10 protein-coding genes are annotated in these 12,779 nt (G+C 41.3%); all 10 read right to left on the bottom strand.

What is annotated here, in order from left to right; all coding sequences use genetic code 11:
- Window positions 1-48: 48 nt before the first annotated feature.
- The 10 genes from GR160_RS15345 to GR160_RS15300 all read right to left on the bottom strand — a co-directional run bounded on the left by GR160_RS15345 (window position 49) and on the right by GR160_RS15300 (window position 12,764).
- Complete coding sequence (locus GR160_RS15345; RefSeq protein WP_054408754.1) at window positions 49-243, bottom strand: ATP synthase F0 subunit C; 195 nt, start codon at window positions 241-243, stop codon at window positions 49-51.
- 42 nt (window positions 244-285) lie between these two features.
- Window positions 286-1,494, bottom strand: a complete 1,209-nt coding sequence (gene atpB / locus GR160_RS15340) for a F0F1 ATP synthase subunit A (protein WP_160750772.1) — start codon at window positions 1,492-1,494, stop codon at window positions 286-288.
- A gap of 115 nt (window positions 1,495-1,609) precedes the next feature.
- A complete protein-coding gene (locus tag GR160_RS15335; protein ID WP_160750771.1) occupies window positions 1,610-2,005 on the bottom strand; it encodes a hypothetical protein in 396 nt (131 codons plus the stop codon).
- Complete coding sequence (locus GR160_RS15330; protein WP_160750770.1) at window positions 2,006-2,224, bottom strand: AtpZ/AtpI family protein; 219 nt, start codon at window positions 2,222-2,224, stop codon at window positions 2,006-2,008. It abuts the gene before it with no gap.
- Window positions 2,205-2,603: a polymer-forming cytoskeletal protein gene (locus GR160_RS15325; protein WP_160750881.1), complete on the bottom strand. Its 399-nt coding sequence runs from the start codon at window positions 2,601-2,603 to the stop codon at window positions 2,205-2,207. Before GR160_RS15325 ends, GR160_RS15330 begins: the two co-directional genes overlap by 20 nt.
- A 5-nt stretch (window positions 2,604-2,608) precedes the next feature.
- On the bottom strand, window positions 2,609-5,359 hold the full coding sequence (locus GR160_RS15320) for a tetratricopeptide repeat protein (protein WP_160750769.1): 2,751 nt from the start codon (window positions 5,357-5,359) through the stop codon (window positions 2,609-2,611).
- A 252-nt stretch (window positions 5,360-5,611) separates the two neighbouring features.
- On the bottom strand, window positions 5,612-7,282 hold the full coding sequence (locus tag GR160_RS15315; protein ID WP_160750768.1) for a RagB/SusD family nutrient uptake outer membrane protein: 1,671 nt from the start codon (window positions 7,280-7,282) through the stop codon (window positions 5,612-5,614).
- Between the two features lie 15 nt (window positions 7,283-7,297).
- Window positions 7,298-10,309: a TonB-dependent receptor gene (locus GR160_RS15310; RefSeq protein ID WP_160750767.1), complete on the bottom strand. Its 3,012-nt coding sequence runs from the start codon at window positions 10,307-10,309 to the stop codon at window positions 7,298-7,300.
- Window positions 10,310-10,569: 260 nt separating this feature from the next.
- Window positions 10,570-11,265 (bottom strand): ABC transporter ATP-binding protein, encoded by a 696-nt coding sequence (locus GR160_RS15305; RefSeq protein WP_160750766.1) that lies wholly within the window; start codon window positions 11,263-11,265, stop codon window positions 10,570-10,572.
- Between the two features lie 26 nt (window positions 11,266-11,291).
- Window positions 11,292-12,764 carry a DUF5687 family protein gene (locus GR160_RS15300; protein WP_160750765.1) on the bottom strand — a complete coding sequence of 491 codons (1,473 nt, stop codon included), beginning with the start codon at window positions 12,762-12,764 and terminating at the stop codon, window positions 11,292-11,294.
- Between the last annotated feature and the right edge of the window lie 15 nt (window positions 12,765-12,779).

Here is a 12,779-nt window from a genome sequence, read left to right as displayed (position 1 = left end):
TTAAAAACAACATCTGCAACCAACCGTTGCAGATGTATGTTTTATTAATTATGCACCAAGGATAAGGGCACCAAAAGCAAGACCCTCAAGAAGTGCACCGATGATGATCATTGCAGTTTGGATTTTACCTGCAGCCTCTGGCTGACGGGCAATAGCGTCCATTGCAGAACCACCGATTTTACCTAGACCTACACCGGCTCCGATTACAATAAGACCGGCACCAACTAAATTTGGAATTGTCATGATATATAAATAATTAAATTAAAATTCTAATACAATAAAACCTTATACTACAGGTATTTCAGGATCGTTTACATGATGATCATCATGATGTTCATGGTCGTGCTCATGATCCTGTACCGCCATACCGATAAACAGCGATGACAGCATAGTAAAGATAAACGCCTGAAGAAATGCTACAAGCAACTCTATAATAGAGATGAACAATGTTAGTGCAAGAGATGTACCTATACTTCCGCCTACGCTAAGCTGCTCTTTCATTAAGAACACGATAGCTATAAGACCCATTACTACAGTGTGGCCCGCAGTAATGTTTGCAAACAAACGTATCATTAGCGAGAAAGGTTTGGTAAACATACCCAACACCTCAATTGGTGCAAGAACTATCTTCATTGGCACAGGAACGCCCGGCATCCAGAAAATGTGTTTCCAGTAATCTTTGCTTGCGCTAAACTGTGTAATGATAAACGTAAACAAGGCAAGGCAAAGTGTTATTGCAATGTTACCTGTAACGTTAATGCCCAGTGGTGTTAATCCTATAAGGTTAAGTAACCATATAAGGAAGAATACCGTTAAAAGGAAAGGCATGAATTTTTTATATTTTGCTTCGCCTATGTTTGGTCTTGCAATTTCGTCCCTTACATATATTACAAGAGGCTCAAGCACACGATTAAAGCCCGAAGGCAGGGTGTTTGGTCCTTTTTTAAAGCCTTTGGCTAAACCTGTAAACAGTAAGAATATTAGTAACGATGTGATTAATAACGAAAACACGTTTTTAGTGATCGAAAGATCAAGCGGCTTTACGTTCGTTGGATGGTCATGTTCGTCAAACTTAAGCGAACCCTGAGCATCAGTCTTATAAATTTTACCGTGGTGAAGTGTATAGTAATCACCACCAGCTTCGGCTACGGCGTGGCCGTGGTCAAATTTAGATGATGAAAATACTTTCACTCCATTATCGATAAGTATTACCGGAAGTGGAAAACCGTAGTGTGTGCCTGCCTCTTCGTCAGAAAAGAAAACAAACTCATGCGCATCCTGTAAGTGGTGGCTAATGTGAGCGTTTATCTTATCTTTTGGAGTAACCTTACCTGCAGCCTCATGGTGTTTACCATGAACTTTTAGTTTGGCAGTGTTGCGTACCTCATGGCGTTCCTGCAGTGTATCCTGAGATGCGTTTGCAAAAGAAATAAGGGGTACAGCAACAATAAGGGCTGTTAATGAGTTTTTTAAAAATCGTTTGTTAAACACCATCTTGCTAACTTTCTTAATTTTACAGTCCTGAAATTTTGCGCAAAGGTACATTTTAAATTAATATCTCAATGGTGCAAACCAACTTTTTTTGAGAATATGCAGGTCTAATAACAAATTATTGTTTTTTGTTTAAGAGAATAGCGGTAAAATAGGCCTCAATAAACAAAAATAACATAAAAATAACAAAGAAGTTTAGTTTTTCTGTAGGAAAAGAAACCGTTTTCGCCAATACGGGTTTTATAAAAAAATAGCTGCCCACTGCTTTAAGGCTGGTTAAACCGAGAAATACATAGCCCACCTGAGATGGACTTGTTTTGGCTATTTGATGCAATGCAAAAAGTATAATGCCCGAAAACCCGAAGAACAACAAATACACTATTGCTACAGGATAAGTAAATGTTGCAGCCTGTTGCTGTAAATCCGGAACTAAATATACAAGCAGGTTTACTATCAGGCATACTGCGGCAATGCCTGCCATTTTTAGCAATGCGGCAAAAAAGTCTTTATTCATTTATTTGTTAAGTTGATTTACCTGACGAATAACATTGTACAATGCAATGCCCACGCCAAGCATAGTAAAAATAATGCGGTATATACCGTTGGGGTTAGGATATTTTTCGTCGAGCCAGTTTCCCAGCCATGAAAAGCCCACGATTATAATGCCCATTTGAAACGGGATATTTATAAGCGCCAGCCACTTGTTTGGTTTTTTATCCTGATTGTTTTTCACTTACAGCACTTAGTAATGGTTTTACGCCGGGGTTTCGCATGGTGCAGGTTGCCGTAAATATGGCACCCGGTTCTACTGCAAGTTTGCCGGTAATAACATCGCCCGTAATGTTTGCTTTAGCTTTAAGGCTTAAAAGGTCTTCTACTTCTATACGCCCATTAAAGTGGCCTTCTATATCGGCTGTTTTGCATTTAATATCGCCTATAACACTGCCTGTTGGGCCTATTACCAAACGGCCGTGAGAGATTAAATTGCCCGTTAGCTGTCCGTCGAGCCTCAAATCGGCATGAGAGGTAATGTCTCCCTTAATAATTGTTCCTTCTACAATCCGGTTTGTTTTACCTAAAAGGTCGGTTTGGTTTTTTTGTTTTTCAAACATCGCCATTATTGTATTGCTAAATATTGTACATAATTTTTCTTGATCTGTACTACTTTATAGTCTTCGGTCGAAATTATAACAGGGGTCTCTGCCACTTTATAGCTCTTGTAATCTTTAAGTATGCTTACAGCGTCTACGGCTGCAAGGCGGTTTATAAGCCCGTGTATTACCAGTATATTTTCGGTTTCGTTATACAGGTCGTTGCTAAGAGTAATGCTGTTGTTGTTGCCGTCTTTTATAAACTGCAGTATCTTTTCGGTAAGCGGTTTAATTTTAGGATCGTTGGCATCAAGTTTAAACATTATTTTATAGCTGGTAGGCTTAGCACCAAAAACAAGTTTTTCCAGTACAGGCACATCTTTTTTCAGTATCTCATCAGCCTGTTTGCCTTCATAGCTGTTAGGGTAGGTTAGGGCTACATAGTTAAGAGCCTTTTTATATTCATCCAAACCTTTAAGCCTTCCGGTTACTTTTGCTTTTAGAAAATCATATTTAGAGGCTATTTCTTCTCCTGTATATGTTTCAATATACTGGTCTAAAGGCTCAATAAGTTCTCTGATTTCGCCTGCCTCATAGCGTTTAAACAAGCTAGCATAAATAGCTTCGGGGCTTCCCTGTGCCACAGCGTCAGATGTTGGATTTTTAATAATTTCCGCATACCTGCTGTCCGGATATTGCGACAATACTTTGTCTTTATAAACCTGTGCTTTAGCCGGATCTATAATTTCATATATTTTATAAAGGTTATACATTGATGGCAGCACCAAACGTTCTTCCGGATTGTTTTGAAGCAATTTTTCAAGCTTATCGGCTGCACGCTCATATTCTTTGAATTTTTCTTTATAGATGGTTCCCAGCTGATAGTAAGCAAAATTACGGTCTTTGGCAAGGCTGTCTAAAACTTTTTGGTCTTTAGGTAGCTGTGTTAAATAAAACTCAGTAGTGTATTTAGGCTCAATTGTCTTCTCTTTTTTGTCAGCAGTTTTTCCGTCTGCATTTTTTCCGCCATCGGCCACATCATCTGTTGATGCAGCATCTTCATCGGCTGCCGGTGCATTATTGCGCATTTCAGATGCTACGCGCCAGTTGTCGGTCAACTGCCTGCTGCCCCAGCGGCTTTTAAAAGTTTGTTTTCCTGCTGCCAAAGTGCTTGGGTTATAAAAATAGAATGTGCCCGGCGCACCGCCGCCGCCCACTGCTCCGGCTGCTCCTGCACTACCTGTAGCGCCAGCCTTAAATCCGCTGTCGCCCCCTTTAGATCTTCCTCCTGAAAGACTGCTAAAATCGTTGCTACCGCCACCACCGCGTTTTACACCGCTAAGGTCGCTGCCGTTTTTAAACAGGTTGCCATCGTCTCCGCCAAGAGAGTTTTGCTCTTTTGCGGCATTCTCTGCAATAGCGGCCTGCTTTTTAGCTTCGGCCTCCATTTTTTTGCGCAAAATTTCTTCCTGCTCTTTAAGCTTTACAATGTATTCTTCAAAATAGGTTACCCTTGCTGCTTCCGGCAACGACATAATGTGCAATATACTGTCGTTGTTACGGGCAATAGCTTCATATTTAATAACGTCGGCAAGGTTGTCTTTTTTCTTTTTAATGCGCTTATATTCGCGGGTTCTGAAGTCCATGTACACCATAGTACTGTCATAATATTTACCTGCGTTAACATATTTTGCTTCCTCAAACTTTATCTCGGCAATGTTCCTGTAGTTAGAGGCAGTGAGATATTTGTCGGCCGATTTTTTTCTCAACGATTTATTATAATATTCTATAGCTTTTTCGTTGAGTTCCTGCTTGTCATAAAATAAGCCCACCTGATGGTTGATTACATCAAGAAAAGGCCTGTTTTCGCGGTCTTTTAGCAAGTCGCGGTATTTCTCCATAAACGCAAGCGTGTCGCCTTTTTTATAGTCAAACTGCCCTGCCTGCATGGCATGCGACTGAATAACATATATACGTGGCGATTTCCTGTTCATATCTATAACCGTTTGATATGAGGCAAAGGCGCTGTCCGGTTGTTTTAGTTGGGTATAAAGCTGGCCGAGTATAAAATTGTATCGTGCTTTTTTCTCGTTATCTTTAGAGGTAAGGGCTGCCTTTTTGAGTACATATACTGCACTGTCTGTAACGGCTGTTTTAATATAAGCCTGGGCAAGTATGGCATTTGCATCAGAATATATCTGCTCATCCATAGAGGAGCCTTTTTCTTTAAGCAACTGGTTTAGGTTTTTAATGGCAACCCCGTCGTTATCCAGCCTTATGTTGGTCTTTTCGCGCCATACTTTAACTTCGTCTATGCGGCTGCTTCCCGGATATTTGTAAAGCACATAATTAAATGCTTCAAGCGCAGGAACAAAACGGTTGTCATAATAGCGCGACTGCCCCAATAACAGGTGGGCTTCATCCATTTGCGGATTGCGCTCACTGCCCCCAATATACATAGAGTGTTTTTGTATGGCTTTGGTGGCTTTAGTTTCGGCACGTTCAAAATTTGCGTTGCGCTTATCGGTAGGTTCCATTTCTTCTACCGGGCGCTGCATACGTTCTACCGGCAATACCTCCCAGTAGTTATCAGTAAGGGTGGTTTTAAGATCGGCAACACCTGCCGTTAGCGCATTATTACCATTATACATTACATTATATTTGGTAGTAAGTGCATGATAATTGCGGTTTACAAAATTGTCTTTTTTTGTAGAGCATGCAATGGTTAGACCAAGGCCGCCAAAAAGAACTATATATTTATATGCGCTGGTTTTCAATGTAAAAGATTTTTATCCTTAACTTTTAAAATTACTTTTTAGTATAGGGAGGGGTAAAAATACGCTTCTTTTTGTTAAGTGAAATATATTTTGTCAAAAAAGAGACATCCAAAAAATTAAGGTAGAGTAAAATCTTTAAATCAATTATCTTCTACCTTAATAATAAGGCATGCATGTTGTTAAAAAAATAAAGGCAGCCCCATGGCTGCCTTTATTAGGATATTTAAAACTAAAACAAATTATGATCTGGATTTAATTAGTGTAACCCGGATTTTGCTCTAAAAGAGCCTCGGTATTGCGCTCTATTTCACTATAAGGAATAGGCCAAAGGTTATTGATCTCCAAAATATCAGAGTAATAAGGGTTTAGCCTGCTCACCCTGTCATACAGCAAGCCCATGCGCATAAGCGTTAGCCTGCGTTTTTCTTCTATGCCCAGTTCGCGCATTCTTTCGTCAAGAATATAATCTATAGTAACATCGGCTGCCGCAACAGGGTTGGCATTTGCCCTTTGCCTTACCACATTAATATCTGCAGCAGCAGCAGCACTGTTGCCAGCCTTAAAATAAGCCTCGGCTCTTAGCAGGTAGGTTTCTGCAAGCCTGAACATGTACTGGTCTGTATACGTTCCTCCGGCTGTTGCCTTAAGTTCGCCTGTTTGCAAGTTGGCATACAGGCCTGTTGGGTGATCTCCCGGTGTAGTTACTTTAGACTGGTATGCATAAAAAGAACGGCTTGGAACAGTTATGCCCGCAGGCGGATTCTCGGTAGAAACCACAGTACCATAATATTCAGGAAAAGCAGGGTTGTTGTAAACAAACTCTCTTACAAAGTTGTGGTTAGCGTTCCTTATATCATTATTCCAGTCGCTTTCCCAAATGGTATTGCTAAAGTAGCGTGTAGAAATTGCCCATCCAATGCCACGGCCACCGGTATAATCGCTCATTGGCCATTTAAACAAAGCACGACCACCCAGCCTGTAATCCCTAACCATTGGGGCATGGTGCCTTTCATAAAGTGCCGCACCGCCCATGCCGGTAGATACTGCACCACCGCCAAGCACGTCGGTCTCGAATTGTATTACCCACAAACCTTCTGTATTGCCCGAAGCACGGTTTTGGTTGTTTCGCCTGTAAAGATCCCAGTAAACATCGCCAGGATTTACGGTAGACTGGCTTCCAAAACGTGCCGTCATTAACCTTACGTTGGGGTCGTTAATTACTTTTGTAGCTTCTTCTGCCGCAAGCTGTGGCTGGTTGTTAGCCAGGTAAATTTCAGACAACAGGTGCGAAGCCGCAAGGTTGTTTACCTGTCCGTTTTCTACAGCCATAATACCCCTAAGATTATCAGCCGCAAATTTTGCATCCAGTATGCATTGAGCCAATACTTCTTCTTTAGTTGCCCTTACATAGTTAAATCGTGGCGATTCTACTTCGTTAAGTTCTAAAGGCACACCGCCAAAAAGGTATACCAAAGTTCTGTAGGCAAATGCACGGAAAAAACGTGCTTCGGCCTCCAGCCTTGTTTCTTCTGCTGTAGAAAATTCTACCGTTTGCAGCCTTGCAATAATGGTATTACTTTCTGTAATTATTTTATAAAGATCTGCCCAGTGCGTGGCAGGTACCTCGGCACCACCCTGAGGCCGCATTACATTAATATAAGGAGTCCATCTTCTTTGGCTTGCCTGACCGTCAAAAACAAGGTCGGTTCCATAGGTGTAGTCCATAGGGTAGTTTTCGTCCCTGCTGTAAAACTCGCGTCTTACAAGCCTGTAAAGGTTGTTTACCGATAGGGTAAAATCTCCATAGGTTTTATAGGCATTTTCGGGCGACCTGAAGTCTACAGGCACTTCATCCAGAAAATCGTCGCCACACGAAAGGCAAAGGCCCAGGGCAACAAAACAAAGTATATTTTTAAATTTCATGATAATAGCAGTTTTTTAGAATGAGACGTTTAAACCTACAGAATAGCCTTTCATAACCGGGCGGCCGCTGTCGGTTAAGCCCTGACCCGTTTCCGGGTCCCAGCCGTCCCATTTGGTCCAGGTATGAATGTTCTTGGCACTAACAAAAAGGCTTGCCGAGCTAACAAATGAGCCTTTTAATATATCGCTTGGAAGTGTGTAGGAAAGCGATATGTCCTGAAGACGTATAAAGCTCCTGTCCTGTAGCTCTAACGGGCGTATTGCTGGGTTAGTGGTAGACCTTGGGTACCTGCCGTCAGGATTTGATGGCGACCAGTAGTCTACACCCTGAAAGTAATTTAACAAGATAGCATTTTGGTCTGTAACGCTGCCAATGTTTGGCGTGTTAGACTGGCGATAACCGTCTTTTCCGCCCTGTACGGTGTTAAAGAATACGTTTAATGTAAAGTTTTTATATCTAAAGGTGTTAAGTAAACCTGCGCGATAAGCAGGTTCGCTTCTGCCTTGTTTTACCCTGTCGTCTACTGTTATCTGTCCATCGCCGTTAACGTCTACCACACTGTATGTGCCTGGGTAGTAGCCTGCAGGTATATCATCGCCTATCTGATACATTGGCCCGCGCAGGTAACCATATATGGTTCCTATAGACTCTCCCATAAAACGGCTATCGGCAATAATGTCGTCTTCCCTGCCGTCACCATTTGCATCGGTACCCGTAAGCCTTACTATTTTGTTTACGTTCCTTGAAAAGTTAAGGGTGGTAGACCAGCTAAAATCTTTAGTCTCGATGTTTTGAGACGTAAGCGAGAATTCGATACCCCTGTTATTAATATTGCCAAGGTTTACAAATATCTCTGATGCCCCGTTTGCAGTAGGTATGGTGCGCGGATAGATAAGGTCTTGTGTTTCGGTATTATAATATTCTACATTACCACTAAGCCTGCCTTTAAAGAGCCTGAAATCGACACCAAGGTTAATGCCTTTGGTAGACTCCCACCTTAGGTTGGCATTACCAAGGGTAGACAACTGCTGGCCGAACTGTGTAGAACTGCCGTCGCCAAAAATATACATAGGATCCGGTCCTGCAAGCGTAGAAATAGATTTGTATCGGTCTACCAGGTTACCTACTGACCCGTAGCCGGCCCTAAGCTTTAAGAATTCCAGGAAGCTAACATTAGAAAGGAAACTTTCTTTACTGATAACCCATGCTCCTGATACCGATGGGAAAATACCCCATTTTTCGTTTTTAGCATAGCCCGAGAAACCATCTCTTCTTATGGTACCTGTAAGTATATATTTGTCGTCGTACTTATAGTTTAGCCTGCCCATTTGATAGCTAAGGGCTTCCTGCCACCCTCCCGAAGAAGCAAACTGGTTGGTGCCTCCACTAAGGTTATTGTAGCTAAGCGAAAGATCGGTAAAGCCATTGGCACTGGCACTGCTGTTCTCATAAGAACGCTCTGTAACACCATACACCGCCGTTAGCGTTAAGTCGTGCTTTTTGGCAAAAGTATGCTGGTAGGTAAGTATGTTATCAAAAGTATAGTCATACCTGTTGTTGTAGCTTTTATAGGCATTACCTGTTTGGCCTGCACCATATTCGCTGGCAAAATAGTGACGTTCTGCCCTGTAGGTGTTACCAAAGTTTATGCGATAGCTTAGCCCTTTTATGTAAGGTATTTTAAGATCTGAATAAAAGTTGGCAAACAGGTACGTTTGCTTGTCATAATCGTCTACATAGTAGGTTGTAAATGGGTTGGCAAGCACGGTCCTTGTAGGAAAAGGATCCAGCTCTCCTGTTTCAGTAAACGGATTTAGCAATGGTGAATGCCTTACAATACCGTTTAACGTGGGTTCTGCACCGCTGTAATCGCTAAAGGTTGCAAACGACTGCATGCCCACTTTCCAGCCTTCCCTTAGGTCTATGTCAATGTTACTCCTAATGCTGGTACGTTTATAGTTGTCGTTCATGATGTAGCCTTTCTGGTCGGTATGACCGGCTGCAACTACATAGGTAACCTTATCGCCACCGCCATTAATGTTTACATTATGCTCTGTAATTTCACCCGTTCTTGTGGCAGCATCCCACCAGTCAAAATTGTTAGGGAGTATGTTCCCATTTTGATCCAATACGGCAGCATCTAAACGCGAAGCAGGATTAAATGCAGGATTTGGAGTAGTGTACTCCGGAGCTAAAAAAGCTTCCTGATAGTATAGGTAGCGAATTTTATCTATGTACTGTTCCCTGTTCATAGGGCGCATGTTTACAGTGGGGTCCTGTGTAGTATATGAGGTAGTGTATGTAATGGTAGGTGCTTTGTTCTTACCTCCTTTTTTAGTGGTAATAAGTATAACACCGTTAGCAGCCTGTGCACCATATACCGCTGTAGAGCTGGCGTCTTTAAGTACGTCTATCGATTCAATGTCGGTAGGGTTTATAGCGGTTATAGACCCTGTGTACATGGCTCCGTCAAGAATAATAAGCGGATTAGTAGCGCCGCTTAATGTATTAGTACCCCTGATGGTAATTGATGGAGTAGAACCGGCACTGTTTACCTGCCCAATGTTAAGACCGGGCACTGTACCCTGAAGGCTTTGCATGACACTAACGTTCGGTGCATTTTTAAACGGTTCAAGGTTAGCGCGCGATACCGCACCTGTAAGGTCAGATTTCTTTTGGGTACCGTAGCCTACCAAAATTACCTCATCAAGCTCGTTTGCAGCATCGGGAAGGGTAACGTTGTAAGTAGCTTCGTTCGTTACTGTAACCTCTTTAGTTTGCATTCCTATAAAAGAAATAACAAGCGTTTGGCCTGTTTCTGCCTCTATAGAAAATTTACCGTCCATGTCAGTCTGAACGCCCTTTGTAGTGCCTTTTATTATAACATTGGCACCCGGAACGGTCAGTCCGTTAGCATCAGATATTGTTCCCTGTATAATTTTTCCCTGAGCAAATAAAATGGCAGGAAGGAGATACAGAAACAACATAACTGCTCTTAGAGAAAAGCATGTAATTACTTGTTTCATCAGCTTTATATTTAATTTGTTTATTCGTATGAAACAAAATTAGATATAAGGCATGCCTAGGTGTCCTGCACTATCCTGTTACTATATCGTTTGAGTGATTTGGTCGATTTTGGTACTATCTTAATATCTGTTTTACTGATAGTTATAAATCTACAACGTATTCGTAAGTTTTCTGCCGACTACCCTTTTTGAGGGATAATCGGCAGGGAAAAACCGTAAGAAAACAGCTTAAAAAATTCGTTTTTTTACTATAAACTGTATTACACCGCAAAAAATGCTTCCAATTCTTCGAGTGTTTCGGCCGAAGTTTGTATGTCTTTAACCACCTCTCCTTTGTGCATGGCAACTATGCGGTTGCTCACCTCTGTAGTGTGCGCAAGGTCGTGGCTTGATACGAGTATGGTGAACTGTTTGGTGTCGGCAAGGTCTTTAATAATTTTTTTAAGCCTAAACTGCGTTGTAGGGTCCAGGTTGGCAAATGGCTCGTCGAGAATTATGATTTCGGGGCTGCCAATAAGGGTTGCTATAATGCCCACCTTTTTTTGGTTACCCTTAGAAAGGTCTCTCAGGTATTTCTTTTTGTTAAGGATCTCTCCGTTAAAAAAATCTTCATATTTTGTTAGCAGTGCATCTACATCGGCCTTGTTTTGCCCACGCAGTTCGCCAATAAAATAAAAGTATTCTTCCGGCGTAAGATATCCGATCAAAAAGGTTTCGTCTAAAAAGGCGGCAGTAAAGGGTTTCCATCCTTCGCTTTTATTAACCTGGATTCCGTTGCTCACAATATTGCCGTTAGAAGGCTCAATAAGATCGAGCAGTAAGCTAAAAAATGTAGTTTTACCTGCACCGTTGTTGCCTACAAGGCCAAAGCTTTCGCCTTTTTTAATTTCAAGGTTTGGTATATTAAGAACGGTTACGCCGTTGTATGTTTTTCTAAGATTATTTACCTGTATCATAACTATAATGTAATTGTTGGTTGTGTTTAATTTTTTTGGCTGTAGGCACTAATGGCTTTATATTTTTCGGTTTTGTACAGCTTTTCTATAACCGTAAACATTTTGTTTCTAAAGGCAAAGCCTAATATACCTGCACCGGCAACAAAAGCAAGCCCTGCATTAGAGCCAATGGTATAAAAACCAATGCAGTAGAGTAGCATGGGCAATATCATTTTAGGTATGGTAAGTAAAAAGGTTTTCATATTAAACGCTTTTTTATCGCCAAAGGCCTGCTTGCTGCTTGCAAGGTCTATAGGTGTTTTTGTAAACGCACCACCCACTAAAACAAGATGCGAGTTAACACCCAGATTGTAAATTGCCCCGGCAACAATGTACATGTAAATATTTAGCCCGAAATACAGGTAAAAAACTGAGAGTAAAAGGCTAATTACAGTGCCTATTACTATTAGCCACCATTTAGAGGCAATATAATCGCGGTACGGAATATTTTGGCTCATCATTAGCGGATAGTAAGCACTGTCCCAGCTTGGAACGAACTGCCCAAACGTAAACATAAATCCGCCCGAAACAAATATGGCTGCAAATATTTGCATGGCCGGGCTTTGGTAGGCCTCGATGCCTCCTGTATAAAAAAGCAATCCGTAAAACAAAAAGGCAAAACTCATTAACACTGCGGTTTTAGAGCGTTTATTGCGGCGAATCATTTTAATGTCGTTTTTAAGGAACGTACCCATGGTGCCAAACTGGTTGAGCCATGTATAGTTTTCTGTTTTGGCAACTTCGTGCTTGCCTTTAAGGCCAGTATCAAGATACAGGTTTTTGTAAAAATATTTGTAGGTAAACGTCCATAAAAATGCAAGGAGCAATATAGGAACAATAAACAGATAGTAAGTATTGTACAGCCCATAGTAAAAGCCCTGTGTTATGGTTGTAATATCGAACCAATGATAGTACTGCAAACCGCCAAGTATGATTACCAAGGCTACAAAACCTATAAAAAGATTGTCTTTATTGGTAAGCAATGTGTTGAGCAGGTTTACACAATAGGTCAGGGCCCATATAGACAGCAGCCAGAGCACTGATTTAACCGGATCGTAGCCTTCTTTAATAAGCACAATACAAAATGGTATAAAGAAAAGTGCATGTATAAAGTTAAAGAACGACACCATGGTCTTGCCAATGGCAAAGTTTATAATAGTACTGCGTTTTATGGGCAGTATTATTAGCGGGCGAATGTTTATTACAGGTATTTTTTGGAAAAACAGCCTTATGAGCAAATCGGCAAAAGTGTAGTATATCATAAATCGGCTTACCACAATAAGCGGATCGAGGTTCGTTGCCTTTTTAAGACCGTAAAAGGCCAATATACCACCGGATAGAAATATTGCGCTAAAATAAAGTGCCCCAATGACCATAAATATTTTCATGATCATGTTGTTGCCAAAAGATGATGCCCTAACGAAAGATTTCCATTCGAGCCAAAGGAATTTTTTAAACATAAGCTATAATTGGTT

Source organism: Flavobacterium sp. Sd200 (genome assembly GCF_009826935.1).
Lineage (GTDB): Bacteria > Bacteroidota > Bacteroidia > Flavobacteriales > Flavobacteriaceae > Flavobacterium.
The sequence above is the reverse complement of the archived record's forward strand: the minus strand, read 5'-3'. Positions and strand labels throughout refer to the sequence as shown.

What these genes read in the sequence shown, in the direction of transcription:
- GR160_RS15345 (WP_054408754.1), bottom strand. Translation starts at nt 243, where the DNA reads ATGACAATTCCAAATTTAGTTGGTGCCGGTCTTATTGTAATCGGAGCC.
- atpB (WP_160750772.1), bottom strand. Translation starts at nt 1,494, where the DNA reads ATGGTGTTTAACAAACGATTTTTAAAAAACTCATTAACAGCCCTTATT.
- GR160_RS15335 (WP_160750771.1), bottom strand. Translation starts at nt 2,005, where the DNA reads ATGAATAAAGACTTTTTTGCCGCATTGCTAAAAATGGCAGGCATTGCC.
- GR160_RS15325 (WP_160750881.1), bottom strand. Translation starts at nt 2,603, where the DNA reads ATGTTTGAAAAACAAAAAAACCAAACCGACCTTTTAGGTAAAACAAAC.
- GR160_RS15315 (WP_160750768.1), bottom strand. Translation starts at nt 7,282, where the DNA reads ATGAAATTTAAAAATATACTTTGTTTTGTTGCCCTGGGCCTTTGCCTT.
- GR160_RS15310 (WP_160750767.1), bottom strand. Translation starts at nt 10,309, where the DNA reads ATGAAACAAGTAATTACATGCTTTTCTCTAAGAGCAGTTATGTTGTTT.
- GR160_RS15305 (WP_160750766.1), bottom strand. Translation starts at nt 11,265, where the DNA reads ATGATACAGGTAAATAATCTTAGAAAAACATACAACGGCGTAACCGTT.
- GR160_RS15300 (WP_160750765.1), bottom strand. Translation starts at nt 12,764, where the DNA reads ATGTTTAAAAAATTCCTTTGGCTCGAATGGAAATCTTTCGTTAGGGCA.